Source organism: Corynebacterium sp. ACRPO, from assembly GCF_022347205.1.
Classification (GTDB): Bacteria; Actinomycetota; Actinomycetes; order Mycobacteriales; family Mycobacteriaceae; genus Corynebacterium.
In genome coordinates, this window is sequence record NZ_JAKRNE010000001.1 from 145,981 (window position 1) to 170,932 (window position 24,952).

Below are 24,952 nucleotides of genomic sequence, written 5' to 3' on the forward strand. Positions count from 1 at the left end.
TTGGTGCTAACAGGTAGTATGTATAACGTGAATCAACCCGGAACACAGTCAGCGCAATCCTCGGATGTGAATCCACAGGTATCCAATTGGAACCTGCCAAATATTCTCACCAGCCTGCGCATTCTTTTCATTCCGGTTTTCGCATGGCTGGTGATTGCCGGCCATGACTGGTGGGCTTTTGGCCTATTTGCGGCCCTAATGCTGACAGATAAGCTCGACGGGGACATCGCACGTGCCCGTGGCCTTATCACCAATTTTGGCAAAATCGCTGATCCCATCGCGGATAAAGCGCTTATGACTACCGCATTGGTGTGCCTCAACATCATTGGGGTACTGCCAGTGTGGATTACCGTGGTCATTCTCATCCGTGAGTTCGGTATCACCATCTGGCGTATGGTTTTGTTGCGCCGCGGCAAGGTCGTTCCTGCTTCGAAGGGCGGCAAGCTGAAGACTGTATTGCAATCCTTGGCAGTCGGGCTGTATCTGTGGCCCTTGCCGGAGTGGATGAACGTTCCTACTTTCCTGGTGATGCTCTTGGCTGCAGTGGTGACCGTGGTTACCGGCGTTCAGTACCTCATCGACGGCAAGAAGCAGAATAGCTAGGTAGTTCATGAGCTCCATGGCGGCCCGCCTCGTATCTGAACTCACCGAGCGCGGCGAAACTTTGTCCTTTTGTGAGTCACTTACTGCTGGGTTGGCCAGCGCCACGGTGGCTTCCGTCCCTGGAGCTTCGGCTGTGTTGCGCGGAGGGCTTGTAACATATGCCACCGAGGTGAAATCCCACTTTTTGCACCAACCGGTAGCCGATATCGAAGCAGCCGGTGTGGTTTCTGGGGAGACCGCCCTTGCAATGGCGCGCGCGGCGGTGGCAGAAACCGCTGCGGACTGGGGGATAGGCCTTACCGGGGTGGCGGGACCAGACCTACAGGAAGGCAAGCCGGCGGGCACGGTTTATATCGGAATTTTTTCTCCTAGCGGAGTCAGTTTTTCGCAGCAGCTGTCCGGGTTGGGGAAAGAGCGAAACGAAATCAGAGAGGCCACGGTCGCAGCCGCCTTGCGGCTCCTGGGCTCAACTGTGGAAGAAAATCCGGCACTGCGGGAACAATAACGAGACAAGGAGCGTTGACCATAGTGATGAACACTTCTACTGCAGTCCTCGAACACCCGGTAAACGGCGCTGTTGCACCAGCGGCGCCCGCCATTGCTCGTACCCCTGAGCCCCTTTTGCGTGAGGCTCTTGGGTTGACGCTGCGCGCCTTCCGCGCGGACAAAGGGGTAACCCTGCGCGAATTGGCCGGGGTAGCCCGCGTATCGCCGGGTTACCTTTCGGAACTTGAACGCGGCCGCAAGGAGGTCTCCTCTGAGCTTCTTGCGTCCGTGTGCCACGCGCTGGATTGCTCAGTCTCGGACGTATTGATTGAAGCGGCCGGTTACATGGCCCTGCCCTCCATGGATGAGGAGCTTGCCCATACGGCACCTGCCGCATCAGAGCTTTAGCCCACAGCGGTCTATGTCAACAGCCGGCCTATTCTCTTGCGAGAAAGGTCGGCTGTGGTGGTTAAGGGGTGTCGGCAAGCGCCCGCGACCGCGGGGAGTACAAGCGGTGGAAACAGCGCTTCGCTAGTATAAACAGCAGAACATTACGCACATTTTTAACCTAGAAAGGTTGAAGCACACCATGGCGAACCCATTTGTTAAGGGCTGGAAGTACCTGATGGCTCTCTTCGATAATAAGATCGAGGAAAACGCCGATCCGAAGGTGCAGATCGAGCAGGCTATTGAAGATGCTCAGCGCCAGCACCAAGAGCTTTCTCAGCAGGCAGCCGCCGTGATTGGTAACCAGCGTCAGTTGGAAATGCAGCTTAACCGCCGTTTGGCAGAGGTAGAAAAGCTGCAGGGCAATGCTCGCCAGGCTCTGGAATTGGCTGATCAGGCCCGTGCCAAGGGCGATGAAAATAAGGCCGTGGAGTATGAGAACGCGGCCGAGGCCTTCGCCGCCCAGCTGGTTACGGCTGAGGAGTCCGTGGAGGATACCAAGAAGCTGCACGACCAGGCACTACAGCAGGCAGAAAAGGCCAAGAATGCGGTTCAGCGTAATAACGCCGCGCTGCGCGAAAAGGTCAATGAGCGTTCCAAGCTGCTTTCCCAGCTGGAGCAGGCAAAGATGCAGGAAAAGGTCTCTGAGTCTTTGAACTCCATGAACGAGCTGACTGCCAATGGCAATACGCCGTCTCTGGATGCTGTGCGCGATAAGATTGAGCGCCGTTACTCCAAGGCACTCGGCCAGGCTGAGCTTGCTGAGAACTCCGTGGAAAACCGCATGGCCGAGGTACAACAAGCTGGTATTCAGATGGCCGGTCATTCTCGCTTGGAGCAGATTCGCAGTGAAATGAACTCTTCTAAGTCCGTGGAAGGCAATAAGGCCCAGGCCATTGAGGGCAATAAAGCTTCTGGCTCTGCTGCCGACAACGCTGCTCAGCCCGGCAGTGCCAACAACGATGCTGTGCAGGCCCGTCTGCGTGAGCTGCGTGGGGAGTAATCCCCGACTGTCTTCTAAATAATTATCGCCTCCCTCGGCCATCATGTGGTGGTGCAAGGGAGGCGATAACTTTTGCTGCTAGTCGCCGACGCCGCGGGCCTGCAAAGCCTCACCCATGGCGCGCGCTCGCCGGATGGAGCGAATGATAACCGGGGTGCCAAATGCGAGCGGGGACATCCCGGCACCGCGCGCTTTGCGGGCATCTAGGACTTCATAGACGGTTTCAAACATCAACGGGATGAGACGAATAGTCAGTGACATAGCCAAGCTGATGTTTTCTACCGGTATTCCGAGTCGCTTTAGGGGCTGCAGCGACTCTTCCAGCGACTCCATGATCTCATCGACCGTGGAGGTCAGCGTGAGCAGGAAGGCAGCCATCATAGCGGCGAAGACATTGAGGAACATCACCGCCGCATAGTCGAAGTCCTTTGCCCACCATTGAAAGCCTGCCAAGGGGACTAGGAAAAAGAGGGGCGGCCAGATCTGACTCCACGCGATGCCCAGTGGAATCCGGGCGCAAGCATAGAGAAAGACGACGAAAATGACGCCGCCTGCTGCCCACGGAATGGACTTGAAAAAGATGCTGGTGACCAGGATAAAGACTAAGAGGAATGCAATCTTCCGACTAGGTTTGATGCGATGAACAAAGCTGGTGCCATCAACATAGACGGAAAGTGGGAGATTCGTGCGTCGTTGCATGACAATTCTCCCTACAGTGGCCGCTGGGCCATGAGGTCTTGGTAAAAATCTATGACCTCCGCCGGCCGGCCATCCGCGGCGATGCGGTGGTTATCGATGCAAATGACCCGATCGAAATCGCGCAGAAATTCCAGATCGTGCGTGACCACAATCAGCTGCTGTTCCAGTCGCGCGAATTCTCTTTTGATCCGATCGCGGTTGCGCAGATCCAGAAGGGTAGTGGGCTCATCAGCGATGATGAGAATCGGGTCGATGACCATGACCGCTGCCAGCGCGAGGAGCTGCTTTTGTCCGCCGGAGAGTGTATGCGGTGAGCGCTCAGCAAATTCGGCGAGTCCGAAGCGCTCGAGGGCAGCATCCACGCGAGCGATGCGCTCGTGTTTGGGCAGCTTAAAGCGGCGGAGCGAAAAGGCGACGTCATCGCGCACATTGGGCATGACAATCTGGTTTTCGGCGTCCGAAAAGACGAACCCCACCTTTTCGCGTACCTTTTTGCCTTGCTTGGCGACGTCCATCTGGTCCACCGTCACCGTACCTTCACTAGGCTCGCCCAACCCATTAATGAGCCGGGTCAAGGTGGATTTCCCGCCACCATTCTGGCCGATAATGCCTATGCGCTGTTCGGTGAGGGTGAGGTTGATGTCCTCAAGCACCACGGTGTCATCAAAAGCCACCGAGACCGAGGAAAATTCGATCGTGGGCACTAGGCGGCCTTTCGTCCCATCAGATCGGGGAAGGCCGCGTGAACACCGAGAGCGATGATGACGGCAATGACAAGCTTTCCGGCATCGACAGGGATGAAGGGCAATTGGGCGGCGAAGGCTGGACCAATGTCCAAGCCAGAGCGGATCATGAGACCAAAGGCGCCGCAGATGTATTGGACCGCAAGGCCGGCAACGGCAGCAATGGCAAGTATGACCGCCATGCCGCCCTTGTTCTTAGGGGAGCGGTAGGCAATTGCGCCTGCAACTGCTGGCGAGAGAACATAGCCGATGATGTAGCCTGCGGTCGGGCCTGCCAGCGCGCGCAGTGTGGTACCGCCACCTGCCAGAACTGGGAGGGCGAGACCCAGGAACAAGAAGAGTAGTCCCACGTAACCGCCGCGCTTGCTGCCCAAAATTAGGCCGGCGAGGATCAGCGCTGCGTTTTGCAGCACAATGGGCACGCCGGCTGAACCGACGGGGATGGATACGAAGGCAAGGACAATGACGAGAGCGGTAAACACGGCAACATAGGCAATGGTGGTTGCCAGAGAGTTCTTTTTCATGCTCAAGAGGTTAGCACTGCATGAAAACTGCAGACAATTGAGGGTTTTGAACGGTGTTCACCCGGGGCTGATAATTGCGAGCCAGAGCTATGGCGGCGGGCTCCCAATCGAGGCTTCTTAGCCCGCTGGCGCCTGTGTTTAAGCGCTGAGTAGGATGGCGCGCATGCGATTGACCGAGTATTACCAGCTCATTAAGGACGAATTTGGCGAGTCTAAGGGAAAGTGGATTAGCCACTCCCATGTCTTGCCAGACCTCGGGGCAACGCCTGATGAGCTTATCGAACGCGGCGTCGATCCGCGTCGCGTCTGGCTGAGCCTGTGTGATGACTTTGATGTACCGAAGGAGCGCAGGTTGGGAGTCGATTACCCGACTTTATAGCGCCGTCGAATTTGACGGACTGGCGTGTTCACTTTCAAAATTCGAACAGATGTATGTAATATGGCGGAAGTGTCGATGCAGTCGTCTACAGTGGGATGGCGTTGACGGAGGGAACCGTTTGAGTTCCACGGCAGTCTAATAATGCGTTAGTACATCGTCGTTAAAGATAAGGATGAAAGTTAATGGCAACCAAAAAGAAGTCTTCTTCTGCCGCCTCTAAGGGAGATGACCGCCAAAAGGCCCTCGATGCCGCAATGGCCATGATTGAGAAGGATTACGGCAAAGGCGCTGTGATGCGCCTGGGTGATGACAACCGCCCACCGATTAAGGCCATTTCCTCCGGTAATACCGCAATCGATGTCGCTCTTGGTATTGGCGGTTTCCCGCGCGGGCGCATCGTAGAGATTTATGGCCCGGAGTCTTCTGGTAAGACCACTGTTGCGCTGCACGCTATTGCATCCGCGCAAAAGGATGGCGGCATTGCCGCGTTTATTGACGCCGAGCACGCGCTCGACCCGCAGTATGCTCGCCTGCTTGGCGTGGATACCGATAACCTCTTGGTTTCCCAGCCAGATACCGGTGAACAGGCCTTGGAGATTGCCGATATGCTGGTGCGCTCCGGCGCAATCGACATCATCGTTGTTGACTCCGTAGCTGCCCTTACCCCGAAGGCGGAAATTGAAGGTGAGATGGGGGATAGTCACGTCGGCCTTCAGGCCCGCCTGATGTCGCAGGCGCTGCGCAAGATGACCGGTGCCCTGTACAACTCCGGGACCACCGCTATCTTCATTAACCAGCTGCGCGAAAAGATTGGCGTGATGTTCGGCTCGCCAGAGACCACCACCGGTGGTAAGGCGCTCAAGTTCTACTCTTCCGTGCGCTGCGATATCCGCCGCATCCAGACCTTAAAAGATGGCCAGGATGCCATCGGTAACCGCACCAAGCTCAAGGTTGTAAAGAACAAGGTCTCGCCCCCATTTAAGATTGCCGAGTTCGACATCATGTATGGCGAAGGCATCTCTCGCGAGTCCTCCATTATTGACCTTGGCGTCGAAAACGGCTTCATCCGCAAGTCCGGCTCTTGGTTTACCTACGAAGGCGACCAGCTGGGCCAGGGTAAGGAGAAAGCGCGTAATTTCCTGAAGGATAACCCGGATCTGGCCAATGAAATCGAGCAGAAGATTTTCCAGAAGCTCGGTATCGGCGAGGCCGCGGCCGAAGGTGAAGAGGGTGCCGCGATGGACGTTCCTGGAGCCGATGATCCATTGACCGACGAGTCCGTTGATCTCGTTCCAAACGTCGATTTTGATGACGACTAAAACGTCTAACCCGTCCCCACACACTCCGCGTACCATTTGAATCTGCATCATGAATCAGCCCGCTCCCGAAAAGCTCGCCAAACTCCGTCAGGCCCTCGAGGCCTATGAGAATGGAGCGGCAGGGGGCGGGCTTTTTGATCGAGAGGCAGAAGAGGCCAAGGCCAAAGTCCGCTCTCGGGCACTGGGTCTTTTGGATCAGCGCTCTAGGTCCCGGAAAGAGCTTTATGATCGTCTAGTAAAAGCCGAGTTTGAGCCAGATGTCGTTGAGAACGTACTAGATGATTTAGCCCACGCTGGCCTGGTGAATGACGCCGCTTTTGCACACGAGTGGGTGCGCCAACGGCATAAGCGGCGCGGCAAGTCCAGCTCGGTTCTCAACAGGGAATTGCGGGAAAAGGGCGTGAGTGAGGCTGACCGTGCTGAGGCTCTCGAACAAATCGACCCTGCCGATGAACAAGCTATGGCACAGGCCCTTGCGGAAAAGAAGGCCCGCTCCATTAAGTTCGTACCGGAGGATCGCAAGGAGCGCGACAAGGCTCTACGCCGCATCGTGGGGGTGCTGGCACGCCGCGGCTTCAATGAAGGAATGTCGTTGCAGATCGCAATCGCAGCGCTTGACGCGCGGTGTGCGGAGCTGCGCGTAGAGGACTGATACGGCCAAGGCAGGGCAGCACCGGAATGGCCAAGTCCGGCAGTTATGAGATGCCTAGCTTCATGGCTAAACTATGCCGACGTGGAGCAGACAATCGCAGATAACCGTACTTATGAAGTCCGAACTTTCGGCTGCCAGATGAATGTGCACGATTCAGAGCGCATCTCTGGCCTCTTGGAGGAGGCCGGCTACGCGGCCGCCGGCGAAGGCGTGGAGCCAGATCTCATCGTCTTTAATACCTGCGCCGTGCGCGAAAATGCCGATAAGCGGCTCTACGGCACGTTGGGTGCCTTGAAGAAGACAAAGGAAAACCATCCCGGCATGCAAATTGCCGTGGGCGGTTGCTTGGCGCAGAAAGACAAGGACACCGTCCTAGATAATGCCCCGTGGGTTGATGCTGTCTTTGGCACTCACAATATGGCGGCCCTGCCGACGCTGCTGGAGCGCGCCCGCCACAACGATGAAGCCCAGGTGGAAATCGTTGATTCCCTCGAGGCTTTTCCGTCGGTCTTGCCAGCCAAGCGTGAGTCTGCCTATGCCGGCTGGGTTTCTGTTTCCGTAGGCTGCAATAACACCTGCACCTTCTGTATTGTTCCTTCGTTGCGCGGCAAGGAAGAAGATCGCCGGCCCGGCGATATCTTGGCCGAGGTTAAAGCCTTGGTGGACCAGGGCGTATCCGAGGTCACCCTGTTGGGACAAAACGTCAATGCCTATGGCGTCAATTTCGCCGATCCCAACATGCCGCGCGACCGTTTCGCCTTTTCGAAGCTGCTGCGCGAGGTGGGCAAGATCGAAGGCCTCGAGCGCCTGCGCTTTACCTCCCCGCACCCGGCGGAGTTTACTTCCGACGTCATCGACGCCATGGCCGAGACCCCGGCCGTGTGTCCGCAGTTGCATATGCCGTTGCAGTCTGGCTCCGACAAGGTCCTTAAGGACATGCGCCGTTCCTACCGCACCAAGAAGTTCCTGCGGATTTTGGACGAGGTACGGGATAAGATTCCGCACGCCGCGATCACGACCGATATCATCGTGGGCTTCCCAGGCGAGACCGAGGAAGACTTCCAAGACACCATGGAGCTTGTGCGCCGCGCTCGTTTTGCTTCGGCCTTTACCTTCCAGTATTCGCCGCGTCCGGGAACCCCGGCTGCGGAAATGGAGGACCAGATTCCCAAGGAGGTCGTCCAGGATCGTTTCGAGCGTCTCGTTGCCCTGCAAGACAGCATTCAGGCAGAGGAAAACAAGAAGCTCATTGGTACGGATGTGGAGCTTTTGGTGCAGGCCGAAGGCGGCCGCAAGAACGATGAAACCCACCGCATGACAGGCCGCGCGCGCGATGGCCGCCTGGTGCACTTCACCCCGGTTGATTCTGACGGCACGGATATCTCGACCGAGATTCGCCCGGGTGATGTGGTGCATACCCAGGTCACTGGTGCGGGCTCCTTCTTCTTGCTTGCCGACGCCGCCGTGACCTCCCACACCCGCACCAAGGCCGGCGACATGTCTGCTGCCGGCGAAACGCCTACCACCGCACCCATCGGCGTCGGTCTGGGATTGCCGTCGATTGGCAAGCCCGCGGCGGCCGAATCCGGCGATTCCTGCGGTTGCTAGCAGGGGAGTAGGCTAGGGAGCCATGACTGAGGAACATTCGACCACCGCAGCCCACAATGCAGCTAACGCTGAGCGGAGAGCAGCTCAAACAATGGACCTCGGCGGTCACAAGGTGACGCTGAGTATTGCAGTGGTGGCCTATGTCCTCTACCTGATTTTTCCCTACGCCGGTCCAGCCCATGGTTGGGAGGCATTGACGTTCGGCACCACGTCGAGTGGCGTGAGGATTTCCATCATGGAAACCGTTTCCGCGTGGCTCGCGCTCATTGGGTTGGGAATTCTTACTCCGGTGACACTGTTCACCCGCCGCGCCACGCCTGGGCTGATTGCCTGGATGCTGGTGACGGTGTCCTTCTTTGCCAACCTATGGGGCTTCTGGTTCCGTGGTTCTACCGCTGATGGGGCGTCGCTGGGAATGTGGGTAGGAATGCTGGCTACTTTCCTAGCATTTTTGGCCTATAGCATGGTGGCGCTGCGCCGCAGTCCAGAGCAGAAGGCTGCCGAAGCCCGCGTGCGCGCCACCGCGGGACAGCTCGATGAGGTGGGCGAATTCCAATCCAAGATTGACGCGGCACCGCAGCAGGAGCCACTGGAGGACAATCGCCGCAAGCAAGCCGCCGAACGCCACCGCGCCCAGCGGGGCGAGCAGTAGGCCTACTGCCGCTAGTCCTGCAGCAGCAACTCCCACGCGGAAGAGCGGGAGAGTTCCCGGGCGCCCAGGCTGCGGTAGATGGCATTCATGGCCGCGTCCTTGGCGGCAACGGAACAATAGCAGCGCCGTACCCGCGGCCAATAGCTTGCCACCTCATGCAGCGCTGTGAGCTTCGCTAGCTGCGCAAGTCCCCGGCGGCGGTGAGGGCGATCGGTCACAGTCAGAGTCCACTCGCATACTTCCGGATTCGCGTCCTCGTGCCGAGCCATTTCTGCCAGCGCGAGGATTTTTCCCTCCTCACCGATGAGCGCGACAAGAAGCGTGTGCCCGCGACGAGAGCGCAGCCGGCTGTGTGCTTCGCGCAATCGGGCACGCGTCCACACGATGGGCTCCACCGTCAGATCACCAGTTTCCGCGTCTGTGGACGCTAGGCTAAGCAGCCGCATGACTTCGTCGAGGTAACCCTCAGGGATGTCGTAATCCGGCCAGACTTGGGCGGTGATTCCCGCCGGGAGTAGTGCTGCGACAGGGCCTTCGGGGATGTCCATCACCAGCTGGTGCTCCGCATGCCGTTGCGTAAATCCCAGCTCGCGGTAGATGCTGCCCATAGCGTCGTAGTCTGGGTCCGAGCCCGGTGGGTGCAATAGGCCCACGTGCGCTATGGTGCGGCCGAGTTTCCGGGCCAGCTCCAGCGCCTTTGCACCCATCCACTCGGCTACTCGGCGCCCGTCCTCATCGAGCTGTTCGCCAGGAAGGGGCAAATCGCATAGCACGCATTCAATCTCTGCTGCTTCACGCTCTTCCAAAAGCGGCAGGCTAATGTGGATGAACCCGAGGTAATCTAGCTCCGGGCTCGGTTCCACCGAGGGGATGAGCGGCAGTCCCAGCTCGGAAACCTCACCAAGGGTGGAGTCGCCGTCCACTACGGCAAAAAGATGGGTCTGCGATTCGCTAGAACCCTGCAGACGCTGGACCACACGGCCCGGCGACGTCGATGCCGCGGCATCGCCGCTGGCTTCTTGGGCCGCCAAGTTGGCCCAAAAGACGAAGCTGCGAATACAGTCCGCAGGTTCGCTGGGCTGGGCGTGAGCGGTAGGCGAGTGCGCCGGCCGCGGTGGCCGCGCAATGTGGACGAGGTGCACTACTTGTCATTGACGGCGTTAGCGGCGGCGTCGGCAAAAGCCTGCCACTGTTCAGCCTGCGCACGCAGATCAGCGGCCTTTTTCGCATTGCCCTTGGCCTCAGCTGCCTCGGCCTGGGAGTTAAATTCATCGACCTTAGCCTGGAACTGCGCCACGCGTGCTTGCGCCTCTGGGTCGGTGCGGCGCCACTCGGACTTTTCTGCCTCGGTGACGCGCTGCTCCAGCGCCTCAATCTTGGACTCGTACTCGCGCACCTGCTTGCGGGGAACGAAGCCAATTTCTTCCCACTTTTCCTGCAGCTCGCGCAGCTTGGCCTTCGCACCCTCGATGCCCTTGGACGGGTCGATCTGCTCGTCGTATTCCGCGATCAAGGCGTCCTTGGCCTTGGCATTTTCTGCAAACTCGCGGTCGCGCTCGTCATTGACGGCATTGCGGGCATTGAAGAACTTGTCCTGGGCGGCGCGGAAGCGGGCCCAGAGCTTATCGTCCACGTCGCGCGGGGCGCGGCCGGCAGCCTTCCACTCAGTCATCAAATCGCGGTAGGCGCGGGCGGTGGGTCCCCACTCGGTGGAATCCTGGATAGCCTCGGCGCGCTCGACCAGTTCTTCCTTCTTCTTGCGGGCAACCGCACGGGCGCGGTCCAGCTCGGCAAAGTGGGAGCCGCGACGGCGGTTGAAGGAGTCGCGGGCGCGGGAGTAGCGCTTCCACAGGGCATCATCGGTCTTGCGATCAATGCCCTTAATCTGCTTCCACTCTTCTAAGATGGCGCGGATGCGGTCACCGGCGGCCTTCCATTCGGTGGAATTTTCTGCGATGTCTTCTGCTTCCGCCGCCAGCTTCTCCTTGGCAGCAATAGCTTCCTCGCGGCGGCGTTCCTTATCGGCCTGCGCCTGCTCACCGGCTTCTACCGAGTGCTCAATGACGGCAACAAGGCGGCGGTCAAGTGCTGCGATATCACCGATGACCGCAGCGGTAGGCAGGGTGTCGCGCAATTGCGCTGCGGTCTTCTTGATGCCAGCGGCCTCGCTGGGGTTGGCGCGCAGGCGAGCCTCGAGCAATTCAATTTCGGTGGAGAGATCGTCGTAGCGCGCACCGTAGTGCTGTAGGCCCTCCTCTGGGGTACCGGCCTGCCATTCGCCAATCTTGCGTTCGCCCTCCGGAGCGGAAACGAAGACGGAACCATCCGCGTCGACGCGGCCCCATTTGGCCGGGTCATTCTTGCTTGGTGCCTGCACGGGAACAGGCTTTGCGGTGGGACGAGGGCCCTTCTTGGGCATGGAACCTGGGGTAGGGATGGGAGACATGACAAGCCCTCCTATGCATAGATCGCCGCGCGTCACGGCTGCCGAATAAAATCACTGGATACATTACCGCGAATATCCCGCGCGTGCCCAGATTCTATTTAATTACCTCCACTTGGGTAGATAGTATGGAGGAATAATGTTCAATCTCATGGTAATGCCTGCGTCACCGGCGCTGGCCGTGGAGCTTTCCGCCAATGACGCTGCTTCCCGCGCCCTGCTTGCCGCTGCCCGTACGCTCGCAGTGGAGGCTGCAGCCGCTGGAATAGTGGAAGTAGATATCGTCGGCAGCCAGGATAAGCGCTGGTATACCGCCCATTCCGGAAGCTTACGGGCCTGGGGTGCGGCCACTGACCTGGGCGGCGGCAACTTCCTTCCGGAGATCATGGCTCGGTACGTGCTGCACAGCGTGCCGCAGCTTCACGCCCGCGCTAGCCGGGAGCACATTGGCCAGCCGGATCCGGCGGCGCTCACCATCGTCGTGGCAGATGGCAGCGCGGGCCTGACCGAGCGCGCCCCCTTGGCGCTCGTTCCCGGTGCCCAGGAAGCGCACGAGTGGTGCGAGGAGGTGCTCATGGGGGCGTCGGCAAGCAAGGCAGGCGAATGGCTGTCCCAGCGCGGTGTGGTAGAGCCCGCGCTGTGGGAGGAGTTAGCAGGACTACAACCAAAGAAGGCGCAATTGCTGGCCACCGACGCCACCCTGGGGGTTGGCCGCTACGTTGCAGGGTGGGAGGTCTAATGCGCCCGATTGCAGTGTTTGGACCCACCGCCTCCGGCAAATCTGCGCTGGGGTTGGCGCTGGCGCAGGAGCTGGACGGTGAGGTGGTCAACGTCGATTCCATGCAGCTCTACCGCGGTATGGACATTGGCACCGCCAAGCTCACCCCGGCCGAGCGCGAGGGAATCCCGCACCACCAGCTCGATGTGTGGGACGTGACCGAGACCGCTTCTGTGGCGCGCTACCAGCGCGATGCCATCGCGGACGTGGAAGGCATCATGGCCCGCGGCAAGACGCCAATCCTAGTCGGCGGCTCCATGCTTTATGCCCAAGCGCTGGTCGACGACTGGAAGTTCCCACCCACTGACCCCGCCGTCCGCGCCAAGTATGAGGCCCGGCGCGTAGAAATCGGTACCGATGCCCTGCATGAGGAGCTGGCGCAGGTGGATCCGGCCGCGGCCGCCATCATTGAAGATAAGGACCCACGGCGCACCGTGCGCGCCTTGGAGGTCATCGAACTGACCGGTAAACCTTATAAGGCTAGTCAACCGCCGAAGGACGCCCCGCCGCGGTGGGGCACCCGTTTGCTCGGCCTGCGCACTACCGCAGATTGGCTTAATCCGCGCATCGAGCTACGCACGCGCCAGATGTTTGAGCGCGGGCTCATCGAGGAAGTCGAGGGCCTCCAATCCCAAGGCTTGGTGGCCGATTCCACGGCCGGGCGCGCCATTGGCTATGCGCAGGTATTCCAAGCCCAGCGCGGCGAACTTACGTGGGATGAGGCCGTCGAGCGCACTATTACCGGGACACGGCGCTACGTGCGCCGCCAACGATCTTGGTTCAACCGCGATAAGCGCATCATGTGGTTGGATGCCGCGGGCGATACGACCGCCCAGGCGCTGCGCGCGCTAGGGTAGGGAGCATGAAATTTGCCAAGGGTCATGGAACTGAGAACGACTTCGTCATCGTCGAAGACCACGCGGCCACCACGCCGCTTGCCCCCGAGCGCGTAGCGGCGCTGTGCGATCGCCGCGCCGGTATCGGCGGCGACGGATTGCTGCGCGTCGTGCGCGCCGAGGCCTTGCTCGCGGCCGGGGAAATCGAGTCGCTGCCCGAGGGCATCGCGCCCACTGACTGGTTCATGGATTATCGCAACGCTGACGGTTCCGTGGCCGAAATGTGCGGAAACGGCACCCGCGTTTTCGCCCACTGGCTGCGCTCGCGCGGCCTGGTGGAAGAAGGCGAGTTCACCATCGGTACCCGCGCCGGCGCCAAGCGCGTGACGGTGCACTCGTGCGATGCGCATGCGGCAGAGGTGACCGTGGAGATGGGACCGGCCGAAGTAACGGGTGTATCCACCGCGTCTATGGCCGGGGAGAGCTACGCCGGTCTAGGCGTTGACATGGGCAACCCCCACCTCGCGGCCGTGGTGCCGGGGCTGGACGCCGAGGGCCTTGCAGCCAAGACATTCGAGCAGCCCATCATCGATGAGTCTTTCTTCCCCGCCGGCGTGAATGTTGAGGTCGTGACCCCGCTGCGTGATGGCCACGTGCACATGCGCGTCTTTGAGCGCGGGGTAGGAGAGACCCGCTCCTGCGGCACGGGCACCGTGGCGGCCGCGACCGCTGCGCTTGCCGACGCCGCCGTTGACCACACCACCACCCCTCACGGTACCGTGCACGTACACGTCCCCGGCGGGGAAGTGACAGTGGACATCTACGAGGGCGGTTCGCGCCTGACCGGCCCGTCCGCGATCGTCGCCACCGGCGAGACCTCCCTTTAGACCGCGTCGGGCCCGACGCGCGCGGTGCGCGGTACACGGTGAGTGCTTAGGCGCTGCGTCCTTCGCCTTCCTCTTCCTCGAATGCTTGCTCTTCGAGGGCTTGGCGGCGCAGGGCGCGATTTTTTACTTCGTTCTTTTCATACTTCGGCCCGAGCGCAAAAGCGGCGCGGCGGGCCGATAGCCATGTTTCCTTGAGCTCGCGAGCCCGTCCATCGGTCACCTTGAGCAAGGACTCCAGCTCGTTGGTGCTGACCTCTTCCGAGTTGACGCGTAGGTTCAGCCGGCGCAGGAACCGTCGGGAGCCCGAAATCTCATAGTGGAAGGCTTCGATGGTGGGGTCGGAGCAATCCAGATCTAAAAGCGCCGGCCGGTAAAGCGTGCGGTCCGCGATCTTTTCGGCCGCCTCGGAGGACCGGAAGTCTTCGTATTCGGCCAAGACGTCCTGAATATCTTCGGCAGAGAGCCGAATAGAGCTGCGCAGCGCCGCCTGCTCCGAGGCATCCGGCCGGGCGTGGAGCATGAGCAGTGCTGCCGCGATGAGTAGTGCCGCGATGAAAACCCCGGGGAGTTTTAGGGTTGCCACAACCGCCACTGATCCCACCAGGATCAGCGCGAGAACCAACACACGCCGGTTCCTCGCATTTTCCGGGAAAGGCATCCACACAGCTATTCCACCAGACCTTTGCGTCAGTTCTTAGTGGCCGCCGCAGCCGCAGCCACCAGAGCCACAACCGCAGCCAGCGCCGTCGCCGCAGCCACCGCTGGGCATTTCAATAGAAGCCGTCAGCAAGGCGGTGCCGGCCACGATAGAGTCCTTGGTCGGTAGCTCGTCGCCCCCCGCAGGTAGGCAGAGATCAAAGGGGAAAAGGCCATCCATGACGAGGTGGGCGAATTTCTCGCCGGTGAGCTCATTGGTACGCCACTCGGATTCCATGACGCGGGCCGCAAAGGTAGCGGCCGGGGTAGGAACCTCCGCGCCAGAGCCGGAGGAGATAACCTTCGCTCCCGCGGACTCAAAGAGCGCCGGGAACTCGCCCTCGGCCGCCTCATAGGCAGCGGCAGACTCGTAGGTGCGGACATCAAGGCCCATGGCGGTGAGGGAGATTTGCTGCCATTGCTGCAAGGGTTCGTCGGCAAGCAAAGGCCCCTGCGCCAAGTTTGCGGTGGCCTGGGCGATGGTGGTGCCGAAAGGATCGATAATCTCCAGCAGGGCGAGGACATCGTTGACCATCTCCACGTGGGCGAACCCCTGCGTAACGGCATTGAAGCCAATGAAAGTAGCAAAAGGTTCCACCGCGAGGATATTGAGCTGCGCGCCCGATGGATCGGTGAACTGAATCAGCTGACCACCGCGTACCTCGCCGGTAACGGCTAAGCGATCGCTAGCGATAGCGGCCTCGACGGCATCCTGCCATCGTTCGAAATTGAGGCCAATGGCCTGCATCTCGGTATTCTGCTTAGCCCCAGTGTCCTTAACGTTCATGCCCGCCATTGTATCGCCTTGCGCAGCCAGCTAAGAATCCGCAATTCCCGCTTTCGGCCGCAACATGCCAAAATGAAAGGTAGTATGACCGAATTTTCCCAGCACAATAACGACGATCTCCTCGCCCGTGCGTTCCGCGATAACGACGCCCCGGCCGCACCAGAGGCGACGCCCACCACCGGTGACCTTGACCTGGCAGAGCGCAACGCCTTCCGCCGCGTTACCCGTGAGACCACCATCCGCGCCGAAGACACCACCGATGGCTATGAGGTGGAGTATCGAAAGCTGCGCCTCGAGCGCGTCATCCTGGTTGGCGTGTGGACCGAAGGCACCGTGGCCGAAGTCGAAGCCACCATGGACGAGCTCGCGGCGCTGACCGAGACCGCCGGCGCCGAAGTAGTGGAGATGATCTACCAAAAGCGCGATAAGCCGGATTCCGGCACCTTCATCGGCTCCGGCAAGGTCAAGGAATTGCGCGACATCGTCGAGGCCACCGGCGCCGATACCGTGGTATGCGATGGCGAGCTCAATCCTGGCCAGCTCACCGCTCTCGAGCGCGCGCTTAACACCAAGGTCATTGACCGCACGATGCTCATCCTTGACATCTTTGCCCAGCACGCCAAGTCCAAAGAGGGCAAGGCGCAGGTCTCCTTGGCACAGCTGGAATACCTCTACACCCATACCCGTGGTTGGGGCGGCAACCTTTCGCGCCAGGCGGGCGGCCGCGCCGGCTCCAACGGCGGCGTGGGCCTGCGCGGTCCCGGTGAGACCAAGATTGAGACGGACCGCCGCCGCATCCGCACGGAGATGGCCCGGCTGCGCAAGGAGCTGCGCGCTATGAAGACCGCCCGTGAGGTCAAGCGTTCCAAGCGTCAGCGCTCGACTATCGCGCAAATAGCCATTGCCGGCTACACCAACGCCGGAAAGTCCTCGCTCATTAACGCCATGACCGGCGCCGGCGTGCTGGTGGAGGACGCACTCTTTGCTACGTTGGACCCTACCACTCGCCGTGCCACGCTTGCCGACGGCCGCCAAGTCGTCTTCACCGACACCGTCGGGTTTGTCCGCCACTTGCCCACGCAGCTGGTCGAAGCCTTCAAATCCACCCTGGAGGAGGTGCTGGCCGCCGATATTATGTTGCACGTGGTCGATGGCTCTGACCCATTCCCGCTCAAGCAGATTGAGGCGGTCAACCAGGTCATCTATGACATTGTGTCCGAAACCGGCGAGCAGGCCCCGCCCGAGATCATCGTGATCAATAAGATCGACCAGGCCGACCCGCTGGTGCTCGCCGAGCTGCGTCACGTACTCGACCACGAGGACGTCGTCTACGTATCCGCGCGAACGGGCGAGGGAATCGACGAGCTTACCGCGCGCGTAGAGCTCTTCCTCAACGCCCGCGATAGCCACGTCAAGCTGCAGGTTCCCTTTACCCGCGGCGATGTGGTGGCCCGCGTCCACGCCGAGGGTACGGTGCGCCACGAGGAGTACACGGCCGATGGCACGCTTGTCGACGTCCGCCTTCCCGCACCCACCGCCCGCGAACTCGCCGAATTTATCGTGGAGGAAGTTTCCTAAAACCAGCCTGGGTGATCCATAATTAAGGCTCGTGAGCTTAAAAGGTTGGACCGTCCACGGAGACGGTAAAAGGATTGCACCGGGCGCGGTCGTAGCGCCGGAAGAACGACTCAGCTGGGGCCGAACCATCGGCATCGGAATGCAGCACGTGGTGGCCATGTTCGGCGCTACGCTGTTGGTTCCTACCCTGACCGGATTCCCCGTCAATACGACGCTGCTCTTTTCCGGCCTCGGAACCATTTTGTTCCTGCTTATCACGCGCAACCGGTTGCCGTCCTACCTCGGCTCCTCGTTCGCGTTCATCGCGCCGCTTTCGGCGTCGCAGCAGTACGGAATCGCCGCGCAGGCGGGCTCCATTTTGGTCACCGGCCTCGTCTTGGCTGCGGTGGGTGTGGCAGTCAAAATCGCCGGCCGCCGCGTGCTTGATGCCGTCATGCCGCCGGCCGTCACCGGTGCAATCGTGGCCCTCATCGGCCTGAACCTAGCGCCGAATGCGGCCGAGAACTTCGCCTCCCAACCGCTCGTGGCCGCGGTGACGCTGCTCGTCATCCTGCTGGCCACCGTCGCCGGCCGCGGTATGGTCTCGCGCCTATCCATCTTGCTCGGCGTGGTCGTCGGCTGGGTCTTCGCTGCGCTGACCGGCAACCTCGGCGATGACGCCGTCGCGGCCATCGATGCCGCCCCGTGGGTAGGCCTGCCGGAATTCCACGCGCCTTCTTTCAACGTCTCCGCCATTGCCGTGGCGCTTCCCGTGCTGGTGGTACTCATCGCGGAAAACGTCGGCCACGTCAAGGCCGTCTCCGAGATGACCAAGCGCGATCTCGATGACCTGGCCGGTGACGCGCTGATCGCCGATGGCCTTGCGTCCACCCTTGCTGGCGGCTTCGGCGGCTCCGGTACCACGACCTACGCCGAGAATATCGGCGTGATGGCCGCAACCCGTGTATATTCCACCGCCGCCTACTGGGTGGCGGCCTTTACCGCCATCCTTTTGGCCTTCGTGCCGAAGTTTGGTGCGCTGATTTTCACCATCCCGACCGGCGTTCTGGGCGGCGCCTGCATCGTGCTGTATGGACTCATCGGCATGCTGGGTGTGCGGATCTGGATGGATAATAAGGTTAATTTCAATAACCCGGTCAACCTGACTGCGGCCGCGGTGGCGCTTATCGCGGGCATCGGCAACCTGACCCTCACCGTGGGTGGGGTTTCCCTCGAGGGCATTGCGTGGGGCTCCGTAGGCATCATCGTGGCCTATCCGATTATGAAGAAGCTTTACGATTCCGTCGGCGAGGGGCACGGCGCCAAGTACTAGTTTTCCACCTGTGGATAACTGCCCGTCGCGCGCCCGCGGCGGGCAGTGTTGTTGACGGACCAACGCGGGTTATCCACAGCGCGCCGGTATGCGGCTCGCTTAGGCGTGCGGGGTCTATTTAACTTAGCGGCATGACCGCATTGGACGCATACATAAACGCAGTGAACGCCGGGATGGACATTGTCGCCGCCGTTCAAGGGCTTAGCGATCGCGAGCTCATCGCACGGGGCGCCTCTGACATTGCTGCGCGCGACCTGCTGCGTCTATGCGATACCTACTTCGGCCGGTGCGGCTTTGCTGCCAAACAGCGAGCGGCGCGGCAGACTAGGCATTCCCTTGACGTGCTATTGCTGATTGAAAAATACGCCTTGCGCTTGCCGACGCAGCGCGACGCCTGGACCCTACGCACCGAGCTGTGTGCCTTTCGCGGCAGCGCCACCGCCTTGGAAAAGCGTGCCCGCGCTTTGGTACGCGAACTGCGACCTCGCCGCGCGCCCGAAAAGGGAGTGCGCATTACCCGCCGCTCCGGCGGCCCGTGGTCACTGACTATTACCGGGGATTCAGCCGATGTGGCGGATATGCACGCTGCATTGGATGCCAATAAGCCCCTGGAATCTGCCAAAGACCTCTTCTTTGGCAAGGCGATTGCGACGCGGGCGACGGTGACGACTCAGGTGGTTCTCACCCTCGACGAGCTCGACCGCGTAGTAGACGGAGGCGGCGAGGAAATCACCCTCCAACTCACCAACGGCGCTCGAATCACCGGAGCGGAGCTTGTCGCGCGGACACTGAGCGACCACGGCTATGTCACGCTCGTCCATCCCCACGAGGGGCCGGTCAACCTCTACCGGACCTCGCGCGTGGCCAACGACAAGCAGCGGCTCATGGCGGCTGCGGTCAACCCGGTATGCCCGTGGGAGAGCTGTAACTATCCCGCCGACAAGTGCCAGATTCACCACCTCAAAGCCTGGAAGCATGGCGGCGAGACCAACGCTGCGAACCTTGCAACATGCTGCCCCTATCACAACGGCGTCAATGACGATGACCCCAACGCCCCGCCGCGCCGTGGCCGGCTAGCCCGGGTGCGCGGGCAGGTGAGGTGGGTGCCACCGTGGGGATAGGTGGCGTCGGAAAGCGAAAAGCTCCCCACCGCAAGGGTGGGGAGCCTAGAGCCGAACCGTTTTAGGGCTTAGGAAGCGTCCAGGTCCTTCTCGATGAGAGCAGCAATCTTTTCCACTGCTTCTTCGTTTTCGGAGGTAACGGTAACCTCATCGCCCTGTTCTGCGCCAAGAGCCATGATCATCAGGGAAGAGGCCGCATCGGTCTCATCCTCATCATCATCGCCGACCAGGTTGAGGAAGATATCCTCATCGAACTCGCCGGCAGCGTCCGCGATAATAGATGCAGGACGTGCGTGCAGGCCTACAGAGGAGCCAACCTTTACAGTCTTGGAAGCCATGGAAAATATCCTTTCTTACGGGGATTTTTACAATCCAGTGTACGAGTGTTTGGTTTATACTGCCACGTTCTGGGCGGCTTCTTCGACGGCCTTGTTAGGCCAGAATTGCTTCATCGCCAGCACCGCCGCAGTGGAGACAACCACGCCGGCCGCGATGGCCACGAGGTAGCCCCAGAACGGGTCGATGGCGAAGAAGACGAACACGCCGCCGTGCGGGGCACGGGAACCGACCGACAGGGCCATCGAAATCGCGCCCGTCACCGCGCCGCCGGCCATCATCGAAGGGATGACGCGGAACGGATCGGCCGCCGCAAACGGGATGGCACCCTCCGAGACGAAGGACAGACCCAGCAGCCAAGCGGACTTGCCGTTCTCCTGCTCGGCCGGTGTAAACAGCGACTTGCGGATAAACGTAGCCAGCGACAACGCAATTGGTGCGATCATGCCGGACGCCATGACGGCGGCCATGATCTGCATGGAGGATTCGTCGCCGGTAGACAGTCCGGCCGTGGCGAAGAGGTAGGCCGCCTTATTGACTGGGCCGCCCAAGTCGAAGCACATCATCAGGCCGAGAATGATACCCAGCAATACAGCCGAAGAACCGGACATGGACGATAGCCAATTTTGCAGGCCTTCCATGAGGTTTGCCAGCGGTACGCCGAGTGCCAGGTACATGGCGAGACCGACAACCAACGATGTCAGCAGCGGAATAATGACAACCGGCATGAGCGAGCCTAGCCAACGCGGTACCTTCCAGTTGCCAATCCACATCGCGATGAAGCCTGCCAGCAGGCCAGTAACTAGGCCGCCGATGAATCCAGCGCCCAAGGTAACTGCGATCGCTCCGCCCGCAAAGCCCGGAGCAATGCCCGGACGGCCAGCCAGCGCAAAGGCGATGTAGCCCGACAGCGCAGCGACGATGAAGCTCATTGCCGCTTGGCCTACGGCGAAGAGAACAGCGCCGAGATAGAGCAAGAACCCGGAGCGCTCGAAATGCATGAGTTCGCCGTCAACGGTCACGTCATGGCCGGGGAGGTTGCCGAGCGAAAACTCCGTCGATAGTGTCTGCCAACCATTTGCCATATCGGCGCCACCGAAAAGGAAGCCGAGGGCGAGCAGCAGACCACCGGCCGCAACGAACGGGACCATATAAGACACGCCGGTCATAATGGCTTGCTGGATGCGCTTGCCCCAACCAAGAGACTTGCCTTCTTCTTCCGCATCGGCGCGGGTAGCAGTGCCGGAGACCTTGTGCGCGTGGGGGTTGTGCGCGGCTGCGATCGCCTCGTCGAGCATCGTGCCAGGTTCATTGATGGCGCGTTTGACGCCAGCCTCGATAACCGGCTTGCCGGCGAAGCGTTCGCGGTCGCGCACGCCGACGTCCGTGGCGAAGATGACCGCATCGGCCGCGTCGATCGTGGATTGGGAGACAGACTCATTATTAGACGAGCCCTGCGTCTCAACAGTCAGAGATACGTCATCACGCTCGGCCGCGGTTTGGGTGAGGGCGTCGGCCGCCATGTAGGTGTGGGCGATGCCGGTGGGGCAGGCGGTGATGGCCACGATGCGGGTGACATCGGCCGAAGGTTCTGCGTTGGTAGGGAGTGTGGCCGAGGGCGCGGCGGCGGAGGGGCCGGCGGCACCGGCATCGGTACCGGTTGCGGCAGTGCCGGCAGCAGCGCCTTGGGTGGCCGGTTCCTCGGCTGGCTTCTTCTTCGGCTTTTCGGCATTGACTACCTCCAGCACAAGCCGAACGATTTCTTCCTTGGTGGGCGCGTTGCGCAGGGACTCGAGGAAGTCCTTGCGCACTAGAGCGCGGGCCAACTTGGACAAAATCTTCAAGTGGGCTTTGCCGCCGCCGGCCGGAGCAGCGATGAGGAAGACCAGCTGGGCGCCACCGTCAGGGCCGGAGAAATCCACGCCACGGCTCAGGCGGGCGAATGCGAGGGTGGGTTCGGTCACTGCCTCGGAGCGGCAGTGCGGAATGGCGACTCCGCCAGGGACGCCGGTACCGGCCTTGGCCTCGCGGTCGATGGCGGGCTGGGCCAAGCCGGCGATGTCGGTGGCTCGGCCGGTGTCATGGACTAGCGTGGCCAGGTTGGTAATAACGGAGTCAACGCTGTCGCCGAAGTCGGCGTCGAGCGCGACTAGGTCGGTAGTGATGAGGTCGGAAGCCATGATTAGGCACTCCTTAGGCTAGCGATTGTACGGGGGTATGTGCGATATCGAGTTCTTCTGGGCGAGGGAATTGGGTGCCTTGTTTGGATGCAGCCGCAGTTCCGTAGGCCACCGACTGCGCGAGGCTATCGGCCGGCGACTTACCGGCGGTGCGGCCGAGGAGGTATCCGGCGAGTGCGGCGTCACCGGCGCCTACGGTGGATTTCACCGTGGCGGGCGGGGGAGTTGCAGCCCAAGCGCCATCCGCGGTAACCAGCACCGCGCCGGCACTGCCAAGAGTGACGAGTACTTCTGCGATGCCCTGCTTGACGACGTCCCGGGCCGCCCGCACAACCCCCGCGTACTCGCCGCGTGCGGCCTGGTCTTCCAATTCGCGGCCGTCGGTTCCGGTGAGCTGGCCGAGCTCTAGGCCGTTCGGCTTAATGAGATCCGGCGCAGCAGAATTGAGGTTTTCGCCAATGGCCTGCATTGGGGCGTCAGACGTATCGACGGCAATGCGAGCCTGTGGTGCGGCTGCTCGGACTGCGGAGATGAGGTCGCAATACCAATCGGTGTTGACGCCACGCGGCAGGGAGCCGGCTAGAACCACCCAGTCGGAGGCAAGGGCGCGGGCGGTGAGTTCGGAGGTAATGGCGCGGGAGTCGGCGTCGGAAAGCGCAGGGCCTGGACCGTTGACCTTGGTGGTGGTGCCATCAGGCTCAGTGATGGTGGTATTGACGCGAACTGCGCCGTCCATGGGGATAGTAGAGGAAGGCAGCCCAGCCGAGTGGACGAGATTCAGGAAAGAATCGGAGTCGTGGGCCGGGAAAAGAGCCAAGGATTGCTCGCCGGCCAAGTGTACGGTATGGGTGACGTTTACCCCCTTGCCGCCAGCAACCTGTGTGACCTCGCTGGCGCGGTGGACATCACCGGAGGTCAATGGATCACTGAGCACAAGGGTGGCGTCGATACTGGGATTGGGGGTCAGCGTGAGAATCAAGTCGTCCCTTTCGCAGGTTGTATATTGGGGGCCGAACGCCGTTGGAGAGAACCTCGCGGGCATGGCCCGCCCTTAATGTTGATTCTTGTCCGATTGTGTCCGAAAGTCAACAGAATTTCTGTGGTATACATTGCTTTTCTATCCGATTTGTGGTGTTCTGGAAGTTAATAAACCGCTATCTTCGAAGGAAGTACGCTCATGGAAAACGCGTCTGAGTCCACGATCAAAGGAACCGGTGTCGTTGCCGGAGTCGCCTACGCCGAAGCCGTGTGGGTCCGCCCTCGCCCCGCCCTGCCTACCGAGGGAAGCATCGACCCAGAGCAAGCGAGCGAATCTGAATACGACCGCTTCCTTGCGGCCGTAGATACTGTCGCTGGCCGCTTGGAGCAGCGAGCTGCTGCCGCGGAAGGCCAGGCTGCGGAAGTTCTGACCGCAACGGCCGGCATGGTCAAGGACCGTGGCTGGCACAAAGCCGTGCGCAAAAACATCCGCACCGGCCAGGATGCGGAGTTCGCTACTGTCGGCGCCACCGATAAGTTTGTCACCATGTTCGAGGCCGCCGGCGGCGTGATGGCCGAGCGCACCACTGACTTAAAGGACGTGCGCGACCGCGTAATCGCAGAGCTGCGCGGCGAGGACGAGCCGGGGCTGCCGCTCGTAGACGGCGAGGCCGTGCTCTTCGCGGATGACTTGGCCCCGGCCGATACCGCGACGCTGGATACCAAGCACATCAAGGCCCTTGTCACCGAGCTGGGGGGACCTACCAGCCACACGGCTATTATCGCCCGCCAGCTGGATATTCCATGCATCGTTGCTGTGGGCGCCGCGCTTAGCGATATTGAAAGCGGCACGCCGGTATTCGTCGATGGTGCAGTGGGTGCCGTCACTCTTGGGGCCGACGAAGAGGCTTCTACAAAGGCCGTGGCCGAATATCGCGAGCGTGCAGCACGCGTTGCCCAGTGGCGCGGCCCGGCTGAAACCAAGGATGGCCACCGCGTGCAGCTGCTTGCCAACGTCGCTGATGGCAACGCCGCCCGCATTGCTTCGGATTCCCAGGCAGAGGGCATTGGTCTCTACCGCACGGAGCTGTCCTTCCTCTCTGCTAGTGAAGAACCGAGCGTGGACGAGCAGGCAAAGATTTACGGCAAGGTTTTTAATGCCTTTCCTGAGTCAAAGGTTGTCGTGCGTACGCTGGATGCCGGATCCGATAAGCCTATCTCTTATGCCACGCTAAGCTCCGAGGAAAACCCAGCATTGGGTGTTCGTGGCCTGCGTATTGCACGCGATAATGAGGCTTTGCTGACCCGCCAGCTGGATGCGATTGCGCAGGCGGCTGCGGCTCGCGATGACAAAGCATCGACTTGGGTGATGGCTCCTATGGTTGCCACCTCTACCGAGGCCCAGTGGTTTGCTAGCCTGTGCCGCGAGCGCGGCCTGACTGCTGGCGCCATGATTGAGGTTCCGGCCGCAGCGCTTATGGCGGATAAAATCATGCCGCACCTTGATTTCGTGTCCATCGGCACCAATGACCTGACTCAGTACACGATGGCTGCGGACCGCTTGTCTCCACAGCTGGCCTACCTGACCGACCCGTGGCAGCCGGCTGTCCTGCGACTCATTCAGCACACTTGCATCGTGGGCCAAGCTAATAACGTTGCGGTTGGCGTCTGCGGTGAGGCGGCAGCCGACCCGATGTTGGCCTGCGTGCTTACCGGCTTGGGCGTAAATTCGCTATCCGCAGCGTCGACGGCGGTAGCGGGCGTCGGTGCACAGCTGGCAGAAGTTACCTTGGAACAGTGCCAGCAGCTTGCCGAGGTGGCATTGGATGCGGAAAGCCCTGACGCTGCCCGTACCGCAGTGGTCGAACGCATGGAGTCCTTCGCCTAAAGTAGGCGAAGGATCGG

General features: G+C 60.9%; 26 protein-coding genes. 16 read left to right on the plus strand and 10 right to left on the minus strand.

The window, feature by feature from the left end:
* Positions 1–18: 18 nt before the first annotated feature.
* From pgsA to MHY22_RS00700, 4 genes are all read left to right on the plus strand, one after another.
* Entirely contained in the window at positions 19–603 is a 585-nt protein-coding gene (gene pgsA, locus MHY22_RS00685; protein ID WP_239277515.1) for a CDP-diacylglycerol--glycerol-3-phosphate 3-phosphatidyltransferase, read from the plus strand.
* 7 nt (positions 604–610) lie between these two features.
* Entirely contained in the window at positions 611–1,108 is a 498-nt protein-coding gene (locus MHY22_RS00690) for a CinA family protein (RefSeq protein WP_239277517.1), read from the plus strand.
* A 26-nt stretch (positions 1,109–1,134) separates the two neighbouring features.
* The gene (locus MHY22_RS00695; protein WP_239277751.1) at positions 1,135–1,497 is read left to right on the plus strand and encodes a helix-turn-helix domain-containing protein; all 363 of its coding nucleotides are present in this window, start codon (positions 1,135–1,137) and stop codon (positions 1,495–1,497) included.
* A gap of 181 nt (positions 1,498–1,678) precedes the next feature.
* On the plus strand, positions 1,679–2,539 hold the full coding sequence (locus MHY22_RS00700) for a PspA/IM30 family protein (protein WP_005325125.1): 861 nt from the start codon (positions 1,679–1,681) through the stop codon (positions 2,537–2,539).
* Positions 2,540–2,617: 78 nt separating this feature from the next.
* On the opposite strand, the gene MHY22_RS00705 is transcribed toward MHY22_RS00700, so the two are convergent.
* From MHY22_RS00705 to MHY22_RS00715, 3 genes are read right to left on the minus strand one after another with little or no spacing between them, the layout of a single operon-like run.
* Positions 2,618–3,238 (minus strand): energy-coupling factor transporter transmembrane protein EcfT, encoded by a 621-nt coding sequence (locus MHY22_RS00705; RefSeq protein WP_239277519.1) that lies wholly within the window; start codon positions 3,236–3,238, stop codon positions 2,618–2,620.
* Between the two features lie 11 nt (positions 3,239–3,249).
* Complete coding sequence (locus tag MHY22_RS00710) at positions 3,250–3,942, minus strand: ABC transporter ATP-binding protein (protein WP_239277522.1); 693 nt, start codon at positions 3,940–3,942, stop codon at positions 3,250–3,252.
* Positions 3,942–4,505: a biotin transporter BioY gene (locus tag MHY22_RS00715; protein ID WP_239277524.1), complete on the minus strand. Its 564-nt coding sequence runs from the start codon at positions 4,503–4,505 to the stop codon at positions 3,942–3,944. The genes MHY22_RS00710 and MHY22_RS00715 overlap by 1 nt, the downstream gene beginning before the upstream one ends.
* A 163-nt stretch (positions 4,506–4,668) precedes the next feature.
* On the opposite strand from MHY22_RS00715, the gene MHY22_RS00720 reads away from it, so the two are divergent.
* From MHY22_RS00720 to MHY22_RS00740, 5 genes are all read left to right on the plus strand, one after another.
* A complete protein-coding gene (locus MHY22_RS00720) occupies positions 4,669–4,884 on the plus strand; it encodes a DUF3046 domain-containing protein (protein WP_239277525.1) in 216 nt (71 codons plus the stop codon).
* Between the two features lie 182 nt (positions 4,885–5,066).
* Complete coding sequence (recA, locus tag MHY22_RS00725) at positions 5,067–6,203, plus strand: recombinase RecA (protein WP_005328639.1); 1,137 nt, start codon at positions 5,067–5,069, stop codon at positions 6,201–6,203.
* A gap of 49 nt (positions 6,204–6,252) precedes the next feature.
* Complete coding sequence (gene recX, locus MHY22_RS00730; protein WP_239277526.1) at positions 6,253–6,855, plus strand: recombination regulator RecX; 603 nt, start codon at positions 6,253–6,255, stop codon at positions 6,853–6,855.
* A gap of 45 nt (positions 6,856–6,900) precedes the next feature.
* Positions 6,901–8,463: a tRNA (N6-isopentenyl adenosine(37)-C2)-methylthiotransferase MiaB gene (miaB, locus tag MHY22_RS00735; protein WP_255717915.1), complete on the plus strand. Its 1,563-nt coding sequence runs from the start codon at positions 6,901–6,903 to the stop codon at positions 8,461–8,463.
* Positions 8,464–8,485: 22 nt separating this feature from the next.
* Positions 8,486–9,115 (plus strand): hypothetical protein, encoded by a 630-nt coding sequence (locus tag MHY22_RS00740; protein WP_239277527.1) that lies wholly within the window; start codon positions 8,486–8,488, stop codon positions 9,113–9,115.
* 11 nt (positions 9,116–9,126) lie between these two features.
* Here MHY22_RS00740 and MHY22_RS00745 read toward each other — a convergent pair whose 3' ends face one another.
* Positions 9,127–10,257 carry a GNAT family N-acetyltransferase gene (locus MHY22_RS00745; RefSeq protein ID WP_239277528.1) on the minus strand — a complete coding sequence of 377 codons (1,131 nt, stop codon included), beginning with the start codon at positions 10,255–10,257 and terminating at the stop codon, positions 9,127–9,129.
* Positions 10,257–11,561 (minus strand): DUF349 domain-containing protein, encoded by a 1,305-nt coding sequence (locus tag MHY22_RS00750; RefSeq protein ID WP_198493204.1) that lies wholly within the window; start codon positions 11,559–11,561, stop codon positions 10,257–10,259. Before MHY22_RS00750 ends, MHY22_RS00745 begins: the two co-directional genes overlap by 1 nt.
* Before the next feature lie 136 nt (positions 11,562–11,697).
* Here MHY22_RS00750 and MHY22_RS00755 point away from each other — a divergent pair, with 136 nt between their 5' ends.
* Genes MHY22_RS00755 through dapF form a run of 3 tightly spaced genes read left to right on the plus strand, consistent with a single transcriptional unit; the run spans position 11,698 to position 14,059 of the window.
* Positions 11,698–12,297: a hypothetical protein gene (locus MHY22_RS00755; RefSeq protein WP_198493203.1), complete on the plus strand. Its 600-nt coding sequence runs from the start codon at positions 11,698–11,700 to the stop codon at positions 12,295–12,297.
* A complete protein-coding gene (gene miaA / locus MHY22_RS00760) occupies positions 12,297–13,193 on the plus strand; it encodes a tRNA (adenosine(37)-N6)-dimethylallyltransferase MiaA (RefSeq protein ID WP_239277529.1) in 897 nt (298 codons plus the stop codon). The genes MHY22_RS00755 and miaA overlap by 1 nt, the downstream gene beginning before the upstream one ends.
* 5 nt (positions 13,194–13,198) lie before the next feature.
* Positions 13,199–14,059 (plus strand): diaminopimelate epimerase, encoded by an 861-nt coding sequence (gene dapF / locus MHY22_RS00765; RefSeq protein ID WP_239277531.1) that lies wholly within the window; start codon positions 13,199–13,201, stop codon positions 14,057–14,059.
* A gap of 46 nt (positions 14,060–14,105) precedes the next feature.
* On the opposite strand, the gene MHY22_RS00770 is transcribed toward dapF, so the two are convergent.
* Both MHY22_RS00770 and MHY22_RS00775 read right to left on the minus strand, forming a co-directional pair.
* The gene (locus MHY22_RS00770; protein WP_198493200.1) at positions 14,106–14,717 is read right to left on the minus strand and encodes a hypothetical protein; all 612 of its coding nucleotides are present in this window, start codon (positions 14,715–14,717) and stop codon (positions 14,106–14,108) included.
* Positions 14,718–14,753: 36 nt separating this feature from the next.
* A complete protein-coding gene (locus MHY22_RS00775; RefSeq protein ID WP_239277532.1) occupies positions 14,754–15,551 on the minus strand; it encodes a hypothetical protein in 798 nt (265 codons plus the stop codon).
* Between the two features lie 75 nt (positions 15,552–15,626).
* Here MHY22_RS00775 and hflX point away from each other — a divergent pair, with 75 nt between their 5' ends.
* The 3 genes from hflX (at position 15,627) to MHY22_RS00790 (ending at position 19,553) form a co-directional block, all read left to right on the plus strand.
* Positions 15,627–17,120, plus strand: a complete 1,494-nt coding sequence (gene hflX, locus MHY22_RS00780; protein WP_239277533.1) for a GTPase HflX — start codon at positions 15,627–15,629, stop codon at positions 17,118–17,120.
* 31 nt (positions 17,121–17,151) lie between these two features.
* Positions 17,152–18,432: a uracil-xanthine permease family protein gene (locus MHY22_RS00785; RefSeq protein WP_040425259.1), complete on the plus strand. Its 1,281-nt coding sequence runs from the start codon at positions 17,152–17,154 to the stop codon at positions 18,430–18,432.
* A 131-nt stretch (positions 18,433–18,563) separates the two neighbouring features.
* On the plus strand, positions 18,564–19,553 hold the full coding sequence (locus tag MHY22_RS00790) for an HNH endonuclease signature motif containing protein (protein WP_239277534.1): 990 nt from the start codon (positions 18,564–18,566) through the stop codon (positions 19,551–19,553).
* A 68-nt stretch (positions 19,554–19,621) separates the two neighbouring features.
* Here MHY22_RS00790 and MHY22_RS00795 read toward each other — a convergent pair whose 3' ends face one another.
* The 3 genes from MHY22_RS00795 to MHY22_RS00805 are packed head-to-tail and all read right to left on the minus strand — an operon-like array spanning position 19,622 to position 23,048.
* The gene (locus MHY22_RS00795; RefSeq protein WP_005325102.1) at positions 19,622–19,891 is read right to left on the minus strand and encodes an HPr family phosphocarrier protein; all 270 of its coding nucleotides are present in this window, start codon (positions 19,889–19,891) and stop codon (positions 19,622–19,624) included.
* Positions 19,892–19,945: 54 nt separating this feature from the next.
* Positions 19,946–22,069 (minus strand): fructose-specific PTS transporter subunit EIIC, encoded by a 2,124-nt coding sequence (locus MHY22_RS00800; RefSeq protein WP_239277536.1) that lies wholly within the window; start codon positions 22,067–22,069, stop codon positions 19,946–19,948.
* Between the two features lie 13 nt (positions 22,070–22,082).
* Positions 22,083–23,048, minus strand: a complete 966-nt coding sequence (locus tag MHY22_RS00805) for a 1-phosphofructokinase family hexose kinase (RefSeq protein WP_239277537.1) — start codon at positions 23,046–23,048, stop codon at positions 22,083–22,085.
* A 198-nt stretch (positions 23,049–23,246) separates the two neighbouring features.
* On the opposite strand from MHY22_RS00805, the gene ptsP reads away from it, so the two are divergent.
* On the plus strand, positions 23,247–24,935 hold the full coding sequence (gene ptsP / locus MHY22_RS00810; RefSeq protein WP_239277539.1) for a phosphoenolpyruvate--protein phosphotransferase: 1,689 nt from the start codon (positions 23,247–23,249) through the stop codon (positions 24,933–24,935).
* The last annotated feature ends 17 nt before the right edge of the window (positions 24,936–24,952 follow it).